The 18,305-nt window shown below is 38.6% G+C and carries 18 protein-coding genes; 14 read left to right on the top strand and 4 right to left on the bottom strand.

Features of this window, described 5'->3' with window-relative positions; genetic code table 11:
* The first annotated feature begins 8 nt into the window (after positions 1 to 8).
* The 8 genes from HZ311_RS05125 to HZ311_RS05090 all read left to right on the top strand — a co-directional run bounded on the left by HZ311_RS05125 (position 9) and on the right by HZ311_RS05090 (position 8,978).
* Positions 9 to 1,280 carry an ABC transporter substrate-binding protein gene (locus tag HZ311_RS05125; RefSeq protein WP_023520308.1) on the top strand — a complete coding sequence of 424 codons (1,272 nt, stop codon included), beginning with the start codon at positions 9 to 11 and terminating at the stop codon, positions 1,278 to 1,280.
* A 214-nt stretch (positions 1,281 to 1,494) separates the two neighbouring features.
* A complete protein-coding gene (locus tag HZ311_RS05120) occupies positions 1,495 to 2,391 on the top strand; it encodes a carbohydrate ABC transporter permease (RefSeq protein WP_010736673.1) in 897 nt (298 codons plus the stop codon).
* Between the two features lie 14 nt (positions 2,392 to 2,405).
* Positions 2,406 to 3,269, top strand: a complete 864-nt coding sequence (locus HZ311_RS05115) for a carbohydrate ABC transporter permease (RefSeq protein ID WP_010736672.1) — start codon at positions 2,406 to 2,408, stop codon at positions 3,267 to 3,269.
* A gap of 4 nt (positions 3,270 to 3,273) precedes the next feature.
* Positions 3,274 to 3,849 (top strand): DUF624 domain-containing protein, encoded by a 576-nt coding sequence (locus HZ311_RS05110; RefSeq protein WP_023520307.1) that lies wholly within the window; start codon positions 3,274 to 3,276, stop codon positions 3,847 to 3,849.
* Complete coding sequence (locus HZ311_RS05105) at positions 3,846 to 5,378, top strand: alpha-N-arabinofuranosidase (protein ID WP_023520306.1); 1,533 nt, start codon at positions 3,846 to 3,848, stop codon at positions 5,376 to 5,378. The genes HZ311_RS05110 and HZ311_RS05105 overlap by 4 nt, the downstream gene beginning before the upstream one ends.
* Positions 5,375 to 6,340, top strand: coding sequence for a glycoside hydrolase family 43 protein (locus HZ311_RS05100; RefSeq protein WP_023520305.1), 966 nt, complete (start codon positions 5,375 to 5,377; stop codon positions 6,338 to 6,340). Before HZ311_RS05105 ends, HZ311_RS05100 begins: the two co-directional genes overlap by 4 nt.
* A gap of 254 nt (positions 6,341 to 6,594) precedes the next feature.
* The gene (locus tag HZ311_RS05095) at positions 6,595 to 8,451 is read left to right on the top strand and encodes an LTA synthase family protein (protein WP_023520304.1); all 1,857 of its coding nucleotides are present in this window, start codon (positions 6,595 to 6,597) and stop codon (positions 8,449 to 8,451) included.
* A 95-nt stretch (positions 8,452 to 8,546) separates the two neighbouring features.
* Positions 8,547 to 8,978 (top strand): hypothetical protein, encoded by a 432-nt coding sequence (locus tag HZ311_RS05090; protein WP_023520303.1) that lies wholly within the window; start codon positions 8,547 to 8,549, stop codon positions 8,976 to 8,978.
* Positions 8,979 to 9,037: 59 nt separating this feature from the next.
* On the opposite strand, the gene HZ311_RS05085 is transcribed toward HZ311_RS05090, so the two are convergent.
* Together HZ311_RS05085 and HZ311_RS05080 are read right to left on the bottom strand one after the other, a co-directional pair.
* Positions 9,038 to 10,195: an AI-2E family transporter gene (locus HZ311_RS05085; RefSeq protein WP_023520302.1), complete on the bottom strand. Its 1,158-nt coding sequence runs from the start codon at positions 10,193 to 10,195 to the stop codon at positions 9,038 to 9,040.
* The gene (locus tag HZ311_RS05080) at positions 10,195 to 10,557 is read right to left on the bottom strand and encodes a PTS glucitol/sorbitol transporter subunit IIA (protein WP_023520301.1); all 363 of its coding nucleotides are present in this window, start codon (positions 10,555 to 10,557) and stop codon (positions 10,195 to 10,197) included. The genes HZ311_RS05085 and HZ311_RS05080 overlap by 1 nt, the downstream gene beginning before the upstream one ends.
* A 136-nt stretch (positions 10,558 to 10,693) precedes the next feature.
* On the opposite strand from HZ311_RS05080, the gene HZ311_RS05075 reads away from it, so the two are divergent.
* From HZ311_RS05075 to HZ311_RS05065, 3 genes are all read left to right on the top strand, one after another.
* Positions 10,694 to 11,713, top strand: a complete 1,020-nt coding sequence (locus HZ311_RS05075) for a lactonase family protein (protein WP_010736664.1) — start codon at positions 10,694 to 10,696, stop codon at positions 11,711 to 11,713.
* Positions 11,714 to 11,724: 11 nt separating this feature from the next.
* Positions 11,725 to 11,886 carry a hypothetical protein gene (locus HZ311_RS05070; RefSeq protein WP_010736663.1) on the top strand — a complete coding sequence of 54 codons (162 nt, stop codon included), beginning with the start codon at positions 11,725 to 11,727 and terminating at the stop codon, positions 11,884 to 11,886.
* 375 nt (positions 11,887 to 12,261) lie between these two features.
* Positions 12,262 to 12,558 (top strand): bacteriocin immunity protein, encoded by a 297-nt coding sequence (locus tag HZ311_RS05065; RefSeq protein ID WP_062806192.1) that lies wholly within the window; start codon positions 12,262 to 12,264, stop codon positions 12,556 to 12,558.
* A 130-nt stretch (positions 12,559 to 12,688) separates the two neighbouring features.
* On the opposite strand, the gene HZ311_RS05060 is transcribed toward HZ311_RS05065, so the two are convergent.
* Together HZ311_RS05060 and HZ311_RS05055 are read right to left on the bottom strand one after the other, a co-directional pair.
* A complete protein-coding gene (locus HZ311_RS05060; protein WP_010736661.1) occupies positions 12,689 to 13,309 on the bottom strand; it encodes an NAD(P)H-dependent oxidoreductase in 621 nt (206 codons plus the stop codon).
* A 117-nt stretch (positions 13,310 to 13,426) separates the two neighbouring features.
* Positions 13,427 to 13,735, bottom strand: a complete 309-nt coding sequence (locus HZ311_RS05055) for a rhodanese-like domain-containing protein (protein ID WP_023520297.1) — start codon at positions 13,733 to 13,735, stop codon at positions 13,427 to 13,429.
* A 193-nt stretch (positions 13,736 to 13,928) separates the two neighbouring features.
* On the opposite strand from HZ311_RS05055, the gene HZ311_RS05050 reads away from it, so the two are divergent.
* From HZ311_RS05050 to HZ311_RS05040, 3 genes are read left to right on the top strand one after another with little or no spacing between them, the layout of a single operon-like run.
* Positions 13,929 to 14,573 carry a TetR/AcrR family transcriptional regulator gene (locus HZ311_RS05050; RefSeq protein WP_010736659.1) on the top strand — a complete coding sequence of 215 codons (645 nt, stop codon included), beginning with the start codon at positions 13,929 to 13,931 and terminating at the stop codon, positions 14,571 to 14,573.
* A 15-nt stretch (positions 14,574 to 14,588) separates the two neighbouring features.
* Positions 14,589 to 16,316 (top strand): ABC transporter ATP-binding protein, encoded by a 1,728-nt coding sequence (locus HZ311_RS05045; protein WP_023520296.1) that lies wholly within the window; start codon positions 14,589 to 14,591, stop codon positions 16,314 to 16,316.
* Positions 16,313 to 18,190 carry an ABC transporter ATP-binding protein gene (locus tag HZ311_RS05040; protein WP_178946515.1) on the top strand — a complete coding sequence of 626 codons (1,878 nt, stop codon included), beginning with the start codon at positions 16,313 to 16,315 and terminating at the stop codon, positions 18,188 to 18,190. The genes HZ311_RS05045 and HZ311_RS05040 overlap by 4 nt, the downstream gene beginning before the upstream one ends.
* Positions 18,191 to 18,305 lie beyond the last annotated feature (115 nt).

Below are 18,305 nucleotides of genomic sequence, written 5' to 3'. Positions count from 1 at the left end.
AGATAGAGATGCGAGGAAAAAAATTGATGATTGGTTCATTGTTGTTAGCTGCGACTGGAATATTAGGTGCTTGTGGCGGTGGTGCTTCTTCTCAAAGTAAAAATGACGGAGAAGTCACACTCTCTTTTTGGAATGGGTTTACAGCTTCTGACGGAGAGATCTTACAAGAGATCGTCAATGATTTTAATAAGAATAATGACAAAAACATCACGATTGAGATGGATGTGATGACATGGGCTAATTTGAATGAAAAATTACCAACGGCTATTTCTTCGAGAAAAGCACCAGATTTTGTTGCACTGAACTACGCTGATTTTGCTCAATATGTGGAGAATGGGGCTGTGCAGCCTGTAGATGATTTCTGGGAATATGACGGTGTGGATAAAGGAGATTTCAAAGATACTGCGGTAGATCTAGGAATGGTGGATGATCAGCAATACTTTATTCCGATGCAAGTACAAGGGATGTATATGTATTGGAACAAAGAATTATTCAAACAAGCTGGCTTGGATGAAACAACACCACCAACTACTTGGACAGAATTAACAGAGATGGCTCCACAACTGACCGATAGTAGTAAAAATATCTCAGGTTTTGTCTTCAATAAAGACGGTACTGCACCACTTTATAACTGGATGAAGGCAAATGGAGGAAAACTTGTCAGTGATGACTATACAAAATCTGAGTTTGCTTCACCAGAAAATCTTGAAACACTAACAGCCATCCAAAAAATGATCCATGTCGATAAAGCAGGACCAGAATCGATTTCAGGAGCAGAAATGGATAATTTGATGAACGCTGGACAATTATCGATCATCATCAACGGACCGTGGTTGAATAACGGCTTGAAAGCAAACGAAATCGATTATGGTGTAACGACATTACCGCAAGCAAGTGCGGACGGTGAAAAAACAGCGATTTTAGATGGTGTTGGTTATGCAATCCCAGCAAGTACAGATAGTGACAAAAAAGAGGCAATCTATGAATTCCTAAAATACTGGAACACAAGTGAAATCGGTAAAAAATGGAGTATTGAAAATGGCTTCCCTGCCTACTTATCATCTGTCGCAGAAGATGAAGAAGTGAAGAATGATCCTATCGTATCGGAACTATCCAAACAAATGGAATATGCTGAACCTTATCTACCAGGATTCACGAAAATCGCAGCAATCAATAATGACATCATTAATCCATTGATCGAAAAATTGTTGGCTGGTGAAGATCCAGAGCAACTCATGAATGATGCAGATGATCAGATCAATGATCTATTGAAGGAATAATCGAGTAACAGTTCACAATGAAATCAAAACAACGAAAGAAATAGAAGGAATCTCGTAGAGGATAAGGCGAAAGTCCTATAAATTGCAAAAACATATTTATTGCTTTCGCTTTCCTTTTTCGAGAAAAACTTCTTTCCTTTCTTGGGCTGATTTTTCATCGCTTGAACTGTTCATCAAGGAATCCATCGAATAAGAAAGAGGGGAAATAGACGAAATGAAAGCATTCACCAGATACTGGAACCGACCGGATCGAGCGGCTTATTTGTTTTTAGTGCCATCCTTTTTGATTCTACTGTTATTCACAGTGGTGCCACTGATTGGTACATTTGCGATCAGTTTTACTGATTTGAACATCTTTTTTACTTCAAGAGAGTTCGTAGGCATGGATAATTTTTTGCGGATCTTTGGGGATGAACGTGCGGTCAATTCACTTTTCCATACGTTGTATTTTACCTTACTTGAAACACCAACACAGATTATCGTTGGTTTATTAGCTGCGGTGATCTTGTCAAAGAATACTCGTTTCAATCGCTTTTGTCGCTCAACTTTTTATATCCCTGTTATTTGTTCCTTAACATCCATTGCAATCATCTTTTCAATGTTGCTTGACCCAAACGTTGGGGCTATCCCTTACCTTTTCTCACAAGTAGGTTTGCCGATTCCACAATTTTTCCGTGATCCAACATTAGCAATGCCAACAGTTGCGCTGATGACGGTTTGGAAAAATTTCGGTGTCACGATGACGATCCTGATCACTGCTATTCAAGGAATCTCCCCTTCGCTTTACGAATCAGCGCAAATGGATGGAGCAACCAATCGTCAACAATTCTTTAATATCACGTTACCGCAGATCGTCCCATCTCTTGGTTTTTGTATCTTGACCAACCTGATTGGTTCCATGCAAGTGTTTGACCAAGTATATGTGGCAACGAACGGCGGACCACAATTCAAAACGGAAACAGCTGTCCAATACATTTATAGTCGCGGCTTCACCGCTCCATATGAGTTAGGCTATGCTTCCGCATTATCTTCAGTACTGTTTGTCATTGTAGCTGTGCTGGCAATTTCGACCAATTTATATATGTCAAGAAAAGAAAAACAGATGAAATAGGGGGGAGTAATAATATGCTTTCGGAAAGTTATACAGCAGTTTCAACGAATCGTCGGAAAAAGTTTGATGGAAAGAAATGGTTACGTGTCGTCGGAATGTTACTCGTATTATTGATTATCGCTTTTCCTTTTCTATGGTTGATCATTTCCTCGTTCAAATATGAAAAAGACATTATTTCTTTTCCCCCGAGAATTTTTGCAGATGAATATACCTTTGAGAATTATATCAAGGTTTGGACGACTATTCCGTTGTTAGATTACATCAAAAACACAGTGATCTTTGCAGGTGGGACAGTGATCACTTCTGTTTTCTTTGATTCTCTTGCAGGGTATGCTTTTGCTCGGATGCGCTTCAAAGGGAAATCGGTGTTGTTTTACTTTGTTTTGTTAACGATGATGATCCCATTTCAAGTCTTCATGATCCCACTGTTCATCCAAGCAAACTTTTTAGGTATGTTAGATACGTATGCCGGATTGATCATTCCTCGGATGACTACTGCTTTTGGGATATTTATGATGCGGTCGTTTTTTGTGACTTTACCAGATTCATTGGAAGAAGCCGCACGTATTGACGGGTTAGGTGAGTTCAAGATTTTCTTGAAGATCATGTTGCCTTTGAGCAAGCCAACACTTCTATCACTAGCAATCTTTACGTTGATGAACAGTTGGAATGATTTATTGTATCCACTGATTTTGACAACAAGTTCGAAAATGCGGACGTTACCTGCAGGATTAGCTTTATTCACCGGACAAAATATATCATTTTATGGACCGGTGATGGCAGGAACAGTTATTTCGATGTTGCCATTGTTGATCATTTATATTTTTGCTCAAAAATACTTTGTACAAGGAACTGCAATGTCTGGCATGAAAGAGTGAGAAGATGAAATTAGTCGAAACAAAATGGTATGGTCAATTGATCCAAATTTCCGATCATATCTTATTAGGGATTTTATGGGTCGTCGTTTCTTTGCCTTTAGTCACAGTAGTACCAGCCACAACAGGGGTCTTTACAGCGTTGAATAAATGGAAGAATGGCGAATCAGGGCATGTTTGCTATTCCTTTTTTCAGGGCTTTAAGCGTAAGTTTTTCCTTCAATTAGTGATGAGTTGCGTGACCATCATCAGTTATTTTGCGATGAATCTTATTTTGCAAGAATCTGCTATTTGGTTAGTGATTTGTGGGTATGTAACAATGTTGGTTTTTACGATGTTTTTACTTTCTTGGTGTAGTTCTCTTGCCCAAAATGACGCTCTTTCCGGAAAGGAACTTTTTCAAGAAAGTACGTTGTGGGTGTTGACCAACTTTTTGAAGAATCTTGTATGTTGTGGCATATTATTAGTTTTTCTTGTGCTTGTGTTTATGTTTCCGCCGATTATTTTTGTATTAGCAGGTGGGGTTTGGTGGTTGATCAATCATTTAGTGGGAAACATAAATAGGAAAGGAGTGTGGCAATGAAAAAAGTTGAATTAAAGGTACGTCAAGGATTTTCTAAAGGAGCTATCAGTCCACGACTCTTCGGTTCTTTTGTTGAACATATGGGAAGTGTCGTGTATAACGGAATATTTGAACCAGAACATCCGACCGCGGATAAGAATGGCTTTCGACAGGACGTGCTTTCTTATGTAAAAGAACTGTCTTTAGGGGTGATCCGTTATCCTGGAGGGAATTTTACTTCAGGATATGACTGGCAAGATACGATTGGTCCAGTCACCGAGCGTCCAAAAAAAATCGATCTTGCATGGCAAGGAATCGAACCAAATACATTCGGGCTACATGAATTTTTCAAATGGTTAGACATGGTAGAAGCGGAGCCAATCATGACGGTGAATCTAGGCACAAAAGGAATCGATGATGCGCGTAATCTAGTAGAGTATTGTAATTTTCCTCAAGGAACCTCTTGGAGTGAGTTACGCAAACAAAACGGACAAGAGCAACCTTTTAACGTGAAACTTTGGTGCTTAGGAAATGAGTTAGACGGTCCTTGGCAAATTGGCGCAAAAAGTGCCTATGAGTATGGCAGGTTAGCCAATGAATCTGCCAAAGCGATGAAATTAGTCGATGAATCGATCGAAACGATTTTAGTCGGTAGTTCGACGCCACGCTTAGCGTCTTATCCTGAATGGGACCGAATCGCTTTAGAAGAAGCATATGAAAACGTTGATTATATTGCTTTGCATAATTACATCGATAAATATGACGAAGAAGATTTGACTAAACCTCCAAAAAATGAGCGAGCAGATACCAAAACTTACTTAGCTAAAGCGGAACGGTTTGATCGACAAATCGAAGAGATCATTGCGACGTGTGACTATGTGAAAGGCTATCTACGCAGTGACAAGACGATGTACTTAGCTTTTGATGAATGGAATGTTCATAGCCAACCAGAACAAACCTATCAAAAATTCCAAGAGGGGTCACCAATCGATTGGTGCCAGTTCACCATGGAAGATACATTACTGTTCGGCACGTTAGGTCTTGCGATTTTACGGCATGCAGATCGTGTCAAAATTGCTTGCCAATCGCTTTTAGTCAATACCATCCCGCTTATCCTAACAGAGAAAAATGGGATCGCATGGGTAAATCCGACCTATTATGTGATGCAACATCTGGCAAAATATGCGAAAGGCACTGTATTAGATCAACAAACGTTTTGTCCCACATATGAATGTGATACTGGAAAAGAAGTGCCGATCATTGATAGCGTAGTTGTCGAAAATGAGCAAGAAATCGTACTGTTTCTAGTGAATCGCACAGAAGAGAAAGTGTCCATTACGACAACGCATGATTTTGAGCTGGAGACTAAAGCAGTCCAACTAGTCGTAAAAAGTGATCATTTACTAGATAAAAATACGAAAGACGCTCCGAATACGATCCAGCCGATAGAACAAGTAATCGATGTAAATGAAAAGAACACGATCCATATGGTGCTTGAAGCATATTCTTGGAATGTCATCAGACTAAAAAAATGTGAGGAACCTATATGAAAAAAACAACTTATGCTAATCCAATCGTCCTTGAACGAGCCGATCCTTGGATCTACAAACATACGGACGGCTACTATTATTTTACGGGTTCTCTACCTGGTTATCAGTCCATCGAATTGAGACGTGCGAAAACGATCGATGGCTTGAAGCATGCAGAAAAGTTACTGGTTTGGCATGCACCTAAAACTGGACCCATGAGTCAGTTGATCTGGGCACCAGAAATCCATTATATCCAAGGAAAGTGGTATATCTATTTTGCAGCCAGTGATCATGCAGAGATTCGTGATCGGGATCATCACCATCGGATGTTCGTTCTTGAAAACACGTCCATTGACCCAATGAATACTGATTGGGAAGAAAAAGGGCAAATCATCACTGCTACAGACACGTTTAGTTTAGACGGCACGACTTTTACACATCAAGGAAAGTTGTATTATGTTTGGGCGCAATTAGACCCGCGTATTCCGGGAAACTCCAATCTCTATTTATCAGAAATGGCAAATCCTTGGACACTGACCGGAAAACAACTATTATTAGCCATCCCAGAATTTTCTTGGGAAAAGCAAGGATTTGCAGTCAATGAAGGACCAGCCGTAATGGTTCGTAACGGGAAAATATTCATCACTTACTCAGGGAGTGCCACGGATGAAAATTATGCAATGGGTTTGCTGTGGGCAGAAGAGTCAGCGGATCTACTTGACGGTTATTCTTGGCATAAAAATCCTGAACCTGTCTTTGTCTCTTCGGAGAAAAATAAGCAGTTTGGACCGGGACATAACTCCTTTACTCTCTCAGAAGATGGCAAAGAAGATGTATTAGTTTACCATGCACGACCAGAAAAAAATGAAGGAATCGATCCTCTGAACAATCCCAATCGTCATGCCAACGCACAAGTATTTTCGTGGGACACAGAGGGATTCCCAGTTTTTGGTGAACCAGTTGCGTATTCGGCTGATATTTGAGCATCATTTCAATAAAGCCCTTCAAGAAATAAGCGGTAATAGCCACAATTTGTTGTTCAAAATTGTGGCTATTACCGCTTATTCTTTGCGAGCTGGAGAGACTAAGACACAGTTTCATTCCTTTTGTTTTCTATTTATTTTTTTATAAAATTGGTCGTTCAGACTACTTGTTTTTTGAACTTTACTTTCATTTGTGAAGCGACTAGAATAAAATAGGCGTTAAAGTAGTTTAGAAAAAGTGAAGGAGCGCTCTCTTGAACAAACATTTAGATAAGTTTTCAACCAAACAACAAAAAATTCTACGAATCACTACTCTGGGGGTAGTAACAGTCTTAGTGATACTTATAAGTAATTTGTATTTACAATGGTGCCAGAATAATCTTTCAGTTGATTTAGCCTTGAAATTTGCTTTTTCATGGCACACAGAAAAATTTTTACTTGCTTGTTTCGTATTACTTACTGTCTTTTTATTTATGGTCGCTTTCGCGGGTTCTTACTTATTTGGTCTGCTTTTTTATCTCGTAAGTATCGGTATATTAGGTTTTGCAAATTACTTGAAAATGAGCTATCGTCAAGAACCAATCTATCCAGATGACTTAAAGATGATCACAGAGTTCAATTTACTCAAAGACATGACCGGAACACCGATTTTTATTGGGTTGATTCTACTAGCGATCCTTGCCTTTGGTGGAGTGGTCTGGGCAATTGTCCGTAGTTTCAAAAAAGATCGAACATTCCAAATCTATCGTATCTTGACTTTAATCATGACCGTTGCAATGATGGGTTATTTTAGTAACTTCAATAATCCCAATAATTTGTTGCGTAAAGCTTATAATCAAACGGCTTTGTGGATTCCTTATAGTCAAAAAATGAATTATTATAATACAGGATTTATTGGTGGCTTTTTGTACAATCTAAAAGTTGAACCGATGGAACGACCAGAAGGTTATTCAAAAGAAAAAATCAATGAAATCACTGAAAAATATCAAGCAATCGCAGACGAAAAAAATCAAACAGCAAGTGATGAGCAGCCAAATATCATTTATGTGATGAGTGAAAGCTTTTCTGATCCAAGTCATCTAAATGGTGTCACGGTGACCGGTGATCCCTTAGCTGACTATCGTGAAGTGGCAAATCAAACCTATAGTGGCCGAATGCTTTCGCAAAATTATGGTGGTGGAACAGCAAATATTGAGTTTGAAGCCTTAACGGGTCTATCCATGGCGCTATTCAATGGTCAAATGACCACACCATATACGATGCTCGTTCCCAAGCTGGATCAATTACCATCGCTTGTTTCCACGCTCAATGCACAAAACTACCGAACAACGGCGATCCATCCTTATAATACATCGATGTATAAACGTGAAGATGTCTATCAGACGCTAGGGTTTGATTCGTTTATCAGCGAGGGAAATATGACTTACACTGATACCATTGATAATAATCCATATATTTCAGATGAGTCTGCCTATAAAGAAATTTTAGACTTATTAAAAGATGAGCAAACGCCTCAGTTTGTCCATTTGGTCACGATGCAGACCCATATGCCTTATGCAGGCAAGTATTCGCAATTAGATTTTTCGGCTACAACAGAAGATGATACTGGAACAGATACACTCAACAATTATTTGCAAGATATTGCCTATAGTAGTCAAGCATTGAAAGCATTCACTGAAGCGCTGAAAGATACGCCAAGAAGAACACTAGTCGTTTTTTGGGGAGATCATTTACCGGGGATCTATTCGGACGAGATCAAAAATAAAAATGAGAAACAAGCCTTACATCAGACAGAGTTTCTCATGTTCGATACAGCAGGTGAGTTAGAGAAAGGTGAAACCAATGATGCTGTCACTAGCCCTTTTTATTTTGCAGCGAATCTTTTAGAACAAACGAATCAAAAGACCACTGGTTTTTATCAATTACTGCTTGAAATGGAGTCGGCTATTCCCGCGTTCGAACGAGAACTGTATTTTCAAAATGGCCAATGGGGAAAAGAAGCTCAGTTGAATCAGGCGCAAGAGGAAGTATACGAGGCGTATCGCTTGATCCAATATGATCTAGTTTCAGGAGAACAATATAGTTTGGATGCAGGATTTTATGAAAAATAAACGATAAAAATAACATTTTATTGATGTAATGACTTGTTTTCTACTAGAATAAACAGGTAAAATAGAGAAAGAAAAAGAAGAAAGTAGGAAAACCTATGTTACCGAATCTCGGTTATTACGTGCAGACAGTCGATAAAATCGTGAAAGAAACAGAAGCAATCGGCGAAACGATGCACCCAAAATATGAAAAAATCAGAGAAGCAATCGATCAAAAGAAAACAGCTGAACTAACGCAATCCGAGCTTGTTGAGACGGTTGAGCTATTTGACCAAGGTACTGAAAAATATCGCAATATGCTAAAGAAAATCAGTACGTTGCGTCCACCAGCCAAAGTAATGGGTATCCATAAGAACTTTGAAAAAGCCTACAAAAATTATGTAGCTGGTTGTGAAGAAATGACTCAAAGCATCCAACCAGAAAAAGGCATCAACGCTGAACAATTTGATGCGTCAGAAGCAAAACAAGACCAAGCGACAGATGATATTTCCGCAGCAATCCAAAAAATGACTAACTTATTGATGAAATAATCAAAAAGCCGAGACGACTGAAAATAGGGTTCCTATTCTCGATCATCTCGGCTTTTCATTTATTCTTGTTGCTTTTCTTCATAAAGGGAAGAAATCGTAGTGTACCATTCAAAAATGTGAGAAATCAATACTTTCGCTGCGGCATAGACAGGTATCCCTAAAATCACACCGACCACACCAAATAATTTTCCGGATGTTAATAGGACAAGTAAAATCGTCACTGGATGGATCGACAACTGATTGCCAAGTACAAGTGGCGAGATCAAACGGCCTTCGATGGTTTGCTCTAAGGCGAAAACGATCAATACTTTGACCAACATGATCGGTCCTGCAACGATGGCTAAAAATACCGCAGGGATCATCGCTAAAAATGAACCTAAGTAAGGGATCAAGTTCAAGAAACCGGCAATGATTCCTAAAGTGACAGCATAATCTAACCCGATGATTGCAAATCCGATCATGAACATCACCGCAACTGCGAAAGCCACAGTCAGCTGTCCACGAATATAAGAAGAGACTTGGCTGTTCATCTCACCTAAGACTTTTAACGTAGGCACTCTCATACGAGTGGGTAAGAACTTGACCAAATAAGGTGCTAATTGTTTTCCATCTTTCAACAGATAAAATAAAATAAACGGCATCGTCAATACGGCAACAACGATCGTAGCTACAGCGCCAACAAAACTCCCTAAGCTTTGAACGGTGCTTTTTGATAGATTCTGTAAAATATCGCCAGCAGAATTCATAAACTGATCGCCTGTATTTTCCAGTTGCTCTCTAAATTGACTGAATAGTGGATCACGAAAAATCTCGGTTAATTTGTCATCGATGGTCTCGACGTATTGTGGAAAATTGCTGACAAAGCTGACGGTTTGTTCTTGGATTTTCGGGATGATCACTACACTTCCCCAGACGATCAAAGCGACAACAAGTATAAATAAACCGATGATACTATAGAGCCTTGGAATATTTTTCTTTTCAAAATAATCGACGACAGGATTCATCAGGTAATATAAGATACCTGATAGAATGATCGGTAAACTAACGATTGCTAGAAACTGCCAAATGGGCTCAAAAAGATAAGAGACTTTCGTAAATAAGAAAACGATCAGTAAGACCAAAAGAACGACTAATAAAGCCGTGACTACTTGATTATTCAAAAACCAACGCCAAAACCATGAAACAGGTTTGATTTTTCTTTTTTTATCCTCTTCCATTAGTTCACCTGCTTATAGTCGATGGTCGTGCCGACAGTGATTTCTGGTAGTTGATAAGGGGACAAATAGATTCCATTGACGATTCTGTCACCTGCTGGTGGTTGTTCAAAAACCAGAGTCACATGACCAACCGTTGTTAAGTTTTCATTGGCCAACGGACCAACATGTTCGATGGTATATTCTTGATGATCAAAAGAAATTTGATCACCTTGATTAAGTGAAAAATTCTCTTTTGTACTAAATTCTTGAATGATCGTATAGTCACGCAACGCGGATGTTGCCGACTGATCGAATAAAATCAGCATAGGTTCCTCTGAATTGATTGCTGACGTGCCAATTTCTGTTATCGTTGCTTGAGTCATCTCATTTCTCTCCTTTACTCCTAAAAAATCAATGATTCTATGGTTACAAAAACAGTATAACATATTCTCTTTGATTAACGACATGAATGGATGTATGATAGAATAAATTAGAATTCTTAATTTGAGGAGGATCAAAATGATAAAAAAAATCATTCTAGGAACATATACAAGACGAAAAAGTGAAGGAATTTATCAAATCGAATTAGATACAGATAAAGGCACTTTAGAGAATCTAACGTTAGTGACAAAAGAAAATAGCCCAACGTATGTGGCAAAAAGCGATGCAGGTAATCTTTACACAGTAACAAGTGTCGATGGGTTAGGTGGAGTCGGTGCATACGATCATTCATATAATTTTTTGAATGCGGTAACAGAAGCCGGCGCACCTTTGTGTTACGTGACAGTCGATGAGCAACGCCAACTGGTTTATGGCGCAAATTATCATAAAGGAGAAGTCAATGTTTATCGTATCACTGAAGACGGTAGTTTAGAGGCGACAGATGCAGTCTTTCATCAAGAACCGACTGGTCCACACAAAAACCAAGATCATGCCCATGTCCATTACACAGACTTAACACCTGACCAACGATTAGCTGTCTGTGATCTAGGAACTGATCGTGTGTACACATATGATGTCGATGAAAATGGGAAATTAGCTGTAAAAGCTGTATTAGAAGTAGAGCCAGGAACCGGCCCACGTCATTTAGTTTTTCATCCTAATAATCAATTCGTCTATTTGTTTGGTGAGTTAGATAGTACAGTTCGTGTTCTTTCCTATGATGAAACAACAGGCGAATTCAAAGAAGTGCAAAAAATCAGCACATTGCCTGAAGGATTCACCGAAGAAAATGGTGGGGCTGCCATCCGTATTTCAAACGATGGACGTTTTGTCTACGCATCAAATCGGGGACATAATTCGATTGCTGTATTCGCTGTGAATGAAGAAGGTTCACATTTAGAACACGTACAGACAATCTCAACTGAAGGAGATTTCCCAAGAGATTTCGCCTTAGATCCAGAAAATGATTACGTGGTATCTGCCAACCAGAATACGGATAATCTTACCTTGTACAAACGTGATGCTACAACTGGAGAATTGACATTGATCCAAAAAGACATCTATGCACCTGAGTGTGTCTGTGTTTACTTTGATTAAGGAGTAGTGACATGAATAAAGAAGAAGTATTAGACCGTTTACGCGAAGAATTAGAGATTCCGTTTTTTCAAGGAAAAATCGAAGACAAAGAGTATAGTGAAGAAGAATACCAAAAGATCAAAAGTGATTTGATCCAGTATTTTGATGACTATGTTCGTAATGTTGAAAATTAAAGAAGGAAATATAGCCGAGAGTAAAATGATTTCTATCTTATCTTGAACTAACACGCTAGCATGCCAAAGCTGTTTAGTTCGATAAAAATGGGAGACGCATGAAAGAGTTGAAAATGATTTTTGGTGCGTTTCTTTTGTCACTACTTTTAAACTGGGGCTTATCCTATCTATTAAATCGTCCATTCAAATGGTGGATTACTTTAGGTATGTTCTTCGGATTCTCCATTGCCTATTTAGTTGGTTCAAGAAAGAGTTCAAAAAACAAATAGATGTTTTTTGAACTCTTTCTTTTAATAACATCTGATTTCAACCAAGGTTTAGTTTGCGTAAGACTATAGTAATATTCCTTGAAATTAAGAGAAGGAGCAACAGTGAATGAGTCATCTAAGATGGTTTTCTGGTGGAAACGATCGACGCAAAACAGCAGAAACAATCATTAATGAATTGATAGCTGATTTAGCGTTAGACCTTGGAAATGAATCGCTTAGAGAGGTTTTACACGCTTATCTAGAAAAATTACAAAATGATGGAGCATCAGTGCCGTTCATTCTAAGCCGTATGAACTTAGATATATCTAATGCATTGAAAAAAGATGGCGCCTCTCTCAACGAGCATCAATCCGAAAAGCTACGTGAACTGATGGCTATTTCTAGTATTAGATATGGTTATTAATGAATTTTAGCATCGCAAATCAGCCACTTTGCAACAAATAAAAAAGGATTTCATGAACATTTATTGTGAATGTTCATGAAATCCTTTTTCTTTTCTCAACATTTTAAGAGAAAGATTTACCTAATAGTGACTAGAAGTCTTTACCGAATGCAGTTGCTTTATCTAAGGCAGCTTGCATCAATTCTTCTGCACGATCAGGTGTATAGTCGATCCCCTCGATAAATAATTGGTCGACTTGATCGATGCCGACAAAGTTCAAGATTGCTTTTACATATTGAGAAGCAAAATCTTGTCCATTGTAGATTCCGCCATTTGATTGGATGTGTAGTGCTTTTTTACCAGTAACTAAGCCAACAGGACCATTTTCAGTATACTTGAAAGTTTTACCAGCAACATTGACTGTATCAAACCAAGCTTTTAATTTTGTAGGAATGTTCAAATTCCATAAAGCATTGGCAATAACGATTTTATCTGCTGCTAGGAATTGCTCTGTCAATTCGTTGAAACGAGCAATTTTTTGTTGTTGGTTTTCAGATAGACTAGAGAAATCTGCACCTGCACGAAGCGCTTCCCATCCAGAAAGCAATTCTTCATCAATTTCTGGGATATCATCACGATAAAGGTCTAAAACAGTTACCTCGTCGTTTGGATGATTTTCTTTGTAGCTAGTTAAAAAACTAGTTAATGCGTTAACTGAACGTGATTCTTGTGCAGTTAGTGGATGTCCTTTGATTACTAATACTGATGCCATAATCTCTCTCCTTTAGTCGTAATTGTTAACTTTACTGCTAACAATACCAGTTTACTTGAAACAGAAAAGGCTATCAAGTATTTTTACTGATAAAAAGTAAGTTATTTTCCAGTACGATCAAAGAGGACTAGTTAATTCACGACTTTCAAATAACTTCATGTTGTCGATCACATAAGTTGCTTGCAATCCGTTTTCTATTAGGTAACTAGTGATTTCTTGTGCTGAATGGTTAGATGCTCCGACAATGTAGTACTGTTTTTTTGTATCGAGATTATTTAATTGGGCTGGCAAACTGGTAATAGGGATGGATATCGAATGACTTAGGTGTTTTTTTATATACTCATTCGTTTTTCGGACATCTAGAATTACAACATCCTTCTTTTGATTGACGAAATAGAGTTCGTGGACGGTTATTGATTTGATCATGGCGTTCATCCTTTTTATATAATGATCCTATTTTAGATGTATAGAATAGAAGAAACAAATCTTTTTACTCGATTTATTCTTTTTTTAATAATTATGAAAAAAAATGTAAATGACTTGCAAAACAATCAGATGGTGTTATAATGACAAGGTGTCATATGACGGTGTGTCATTTTTATGTAGGGAGGAATCAACGATGCCGACACAGACTTTTTTTCATCTACCTGAAGAAAAACAGCAAAGACTTTTAGAAGCTGCCAGGGTCGAATTTTCAAGAGTACCATTGAATGAAGCTTCGATTGCACAAATCGTGAAACTTGCGGGGATCTCTAGAGGTAGTTTTTATCAATATTTTGAAGATAAAGAAGATCTTTATTTTTATTATTTTGAAACCGTTCGTAGCGATAGTACAAAAAATATGATCCAACTAATCAAAGAATCGAATGGAGACTTATTTATCGGTTTTGAACTTTATTTTGGGAAAATGATTCGAGATATTCTAGAAGGTGAAAATGCCGCGTTTTATAAACATCTTTTTATGCACATGGATTACCGTGCCTCACGAAAAGTCGTGCCGCATCCACAAGGACATCGTCCATCACCACATAAAAATCATAAAAAAGCGTCCAAAGAGTTGATTGGTTTGATTGATCGTTCCAATCTTAGAGTAAAAGATGACCATGAAATGGAATTATTGTTTCAGTTAGTCATGAGTACACTGTTTACAACGATTGCTCATGCCTATAAATCATTTTCAACCTCTGAGGAGTATTCTGTTGAACAAGCCATTGCAGAATTCAATCTAAAACTGTCATGGATAAAAGATGGCGCTTATAAATAGAAAGAAGGGGAACGAATGCTAAAAATTGTCAAACGAATTTCATTGACCTCAGCAATCGCTGCAACGGTCTTTATGATTATTCAAGTGTTAGCAGATCTGTATTTGCCAACGTTAACATCTAATATTATTGACAAAGGCGTAGCAAAAGGTGACGTCGACTATATTTGGCAGACGGGATTTGTCATGATCGGATTTTCTTTGATCAGTATTTTAGCCGCCATTGCCAATACGTTTTTTGCTACACGAGAATCTCAAAAGTTAGGAAAACAATTACGAACAGAAGTCTATCAAAAAGCCGAAAATTTGACGAAAGACAAATTCGACAAGTATGGAACAGCTTCATTGATCACTCGTACAACGAATGATGTGACGCAGATCCAATTGGTGATGCAAATGTTTTTACGGATGATGATCAATGCACCCATCACTCTTGTTGGGGCAAGTATCCTTGCTTATCAAAAGGACCATCAACTGACAAGAATTTTCTTAGTCGTGATTCCTGTCATGATCATTTTGATCGGTGGTATTATGTATTTTGCTGTTCCTCTATTCAAGAGCATGCAAAAGAAAACGGACCGCTTAAACCTTGTTTTTCGTGAAGGATTAACCGGTGTACGTGTCATCAGGGCGTTTGACAAAACACGTTTTGAAGAAAATCGTTTTGATTTAGCGAATAAGGATTATACAAATACGGCAATCAAAGTCAACACGATTGTTGCATTGATGATGCCATTGATGACGTTGATCATGAGTGGGACGAACGTAGCGATCACATGGTTTGGTGGGCACTACATAGCGGATATGACATTAGAGGTCGGAAATCTGATTGCCTTCATGACTTATGCGATGCAAATTTTGATTAGTTTCATGATGCTATCAGCAATCTTTATCATGGTTCCTCGTGCCCAAGCTTCGGCTGATCGGATCAATGAAGTACTAGAAGAAGACGCGGGTATCGTTGATCCAGAACAACCAGAAACGGTTGCTTTAGCTGGAAAAGACGCAAGTTTGTCATTCGAACAGGTGAATTACCGTTACCACGGCGCAGAAAAACTAGCGTTGGAAGATATCAACTTTGAAGCGTCATCTGGCGATATCGTAGCTATCATTGGTGGTACAGGTTCAGGAAAAACGACTTTAGTGAATCTGATCCCACGTTTGTATGATATTGAATCGGGTGAGATCGCGATTAACGGAACGAGCATCACTGATATGACGCAATATAACTTGCGTGAATTGATGGGATTTGTTCCCCAAAAAGCTGTCCTTTTTTCTGGAACGATTCGTGAGAATATGCAATATGGGAAAGAAGACGCAACAGATGAGATGATTTGGAAAGCATTAGAGATCGCCCAAGCAAAAGACTTTGTTTCTGAAATGGAAGATGGTTTAGATAGTCATGTCGAACAAGGCGGCGGAAATTTCTCTGGTGGACAAAGACAGCGATTAGCCATTGCGCGTGCCTTAGTAAAAGAAGCCGACATCTATGTCTTTGATGATTCATTCTCAGCACTAGACTTTAAAACAGATGCGAAACTCCGTCAAGCACTAAAAGAAAATATGACAGAAAGTATCACCGTTTTAGTGGCGCAACGAGTAAGTACCGTCATGGATGCAGATACGATCTTAGTATTAGATGAAGGAAAACTTGTTGGAAAAGGAACGCATAAAGAATTACTAGCAACAAATGAAACATACAAAGAAATCGTCAACTCACAATTGAGAGAGGAGGATTTAGCATGAGTAAAGGAAACAATCGACCTCCTCAAGGACCAATGGGTGGGGGACCAGGACGTAACATTGGTGCTAAAGGAGAAAAACCAAAAAACTTTTGGGGCACTGTTCGCCGGTTATTCGGCTATATGTCTAAGCGTTTAGTAGCGATCATTGCTGTATTTGTCTTAGCGATTGCAGCTGTCGTCTTCCAAATCCAGACACCAAAAGTATTAGGGAAAGCAACCACAGAAATTTTTAACGGTGTGATGCTTGGCGCAAGACAAATGCAAGAAGGGCAACAAGTCACGAAATTCCCAATTGATTTTGACAAAATTGGTCAAATCATTGCGACAGTGATTGTCATGTACTTGATTTCTGCCGTGTTCAACTTCTTGCAACAGTTCATTATGACTCGCGTGTCACAACGTACGGTATATGAGTTAAGACATGATTTAGAGACAAAAATGAATCGTGTGCCGATCTCTTATTATGATACACATACGAATGGGGATATCATGTCTCGAGCAATCAACGACATGGATAATATCGCCAGCACGTTACAACAAAACTTGACTCAATTTGTCACAAGTGCGGTCACACTGATCGGGGTCATCGTTATGATGCTATCCATCAGCTGGCAACTGACATTAGTGGCGTTGTTGATGATTCCATTGAGCTTGATCATCGTGATGATCATTGCACCGAAATCACAAGTTTTCTTTGCGGATCAACAAAAGAGTTTAGGATTATTGAACAACCAAGTCGAAGAAACCTATGCTGGACATACGATCGTCCAAACGTTCAACCATACAGCAAAAGACCAAGCAGTTTTTGAGATTGAAAACCAAAATTTATATGCCTCTGGTTGGAAAGCACTGTTTATTTCTGCGATCATCATGCCATTGATGAATTTCGTAAAAAATCTAGGGTACGTCTTTGTGGCTGTGCTTGGTGGGATCAAAGTAGCCAATGGGAATATGGCATTAGGGGATGTACAAGCATTCTTGCAATATACGACACAATTTTCTCAACCGATCACACAATTGGCAAGCTTGATGAATACGATCCAATCAACAGTAGCTTCGGCTGAACGTGTCTTTGAAGTCCTAGATGAAGAAGAGATGACAAATGAAAAATCTGGTTTACCAGTCGAAGAAAATACACCGTACAAAGTTCGTTTTGAAAATGTGCAGTTTGGTTATACGCCAGATCACTTATTGATGAAAGATTTCAATTTGGATGTGAAGCCAGGTGAAATGGTCGCTATTGTTGGTCCGACGGGGGCTGGTAAAACGACTTTGATCAATCTATTGGAACGTTTTTATGATGTTTCAGGCGGAAGCATTCGGTATGACGGTGTCGATACGAGAGATGTTTCTCGTGATGTATTACGTGCGCAATTTTCAATGGTACTACAAGATACATGGTTATTTACTGGAACGATCTATGACAATATCAAGTATGGAAATGATGATGCAACGGATGAACAAGTGATCGAAGCTGCGAAAGCTGCCCATGTCGATGAATTTGTCCGCAAATTACCTGACGGGTATGATACGATCTTAAATGAAGATGCAAGCAATATCTCACAAGGTCAACGTCAATTGATTACGATTGCCCGAGCATTCTTAGCAAATCCAGATGTCTTGATCTTGGATGAAGCAACCTCAAGTGTCGATACTCGTACGGAGATTTTGATTCAAAAAGCGATGAACCGTTTATTGAAAAATCGTACAAGTTTTGTAGTTGCGCATCGATTATCAACGATTCGTGATGCGGATAATATTATCGTGATGAACCAAGGATCGATCGTTGAAACAGGAAACCATGATACACTCATGGAAAAAGATGGGTTCTATGCTGATCTGTATAATAGTCAGTTTACAGAAGAAGCTTCATAATAAGATAAAATAAGTTATAATAATCTTTATAGGATTATGGGAAAGCGGCGTTTAAAAAGATAAAAAAGTTTTATCAAAGATTCGCCGCTTTTCTTACATATAGAATGATTTTCCC

The organism is Enterococcus mundtii, from assembly GCF_013394305.1.
Lineage (GTDB): Bacteria > Bacillota > Bacilli > Lactobacillales > Enterococcaceae > Enterococcus_B > Enterococcus_B pernyi.
The sequence above is the reverse complement of the archived record's forward strand: the minus strand, read 5'-3'. Positions and strand labels throughout refer to the sequence as shown.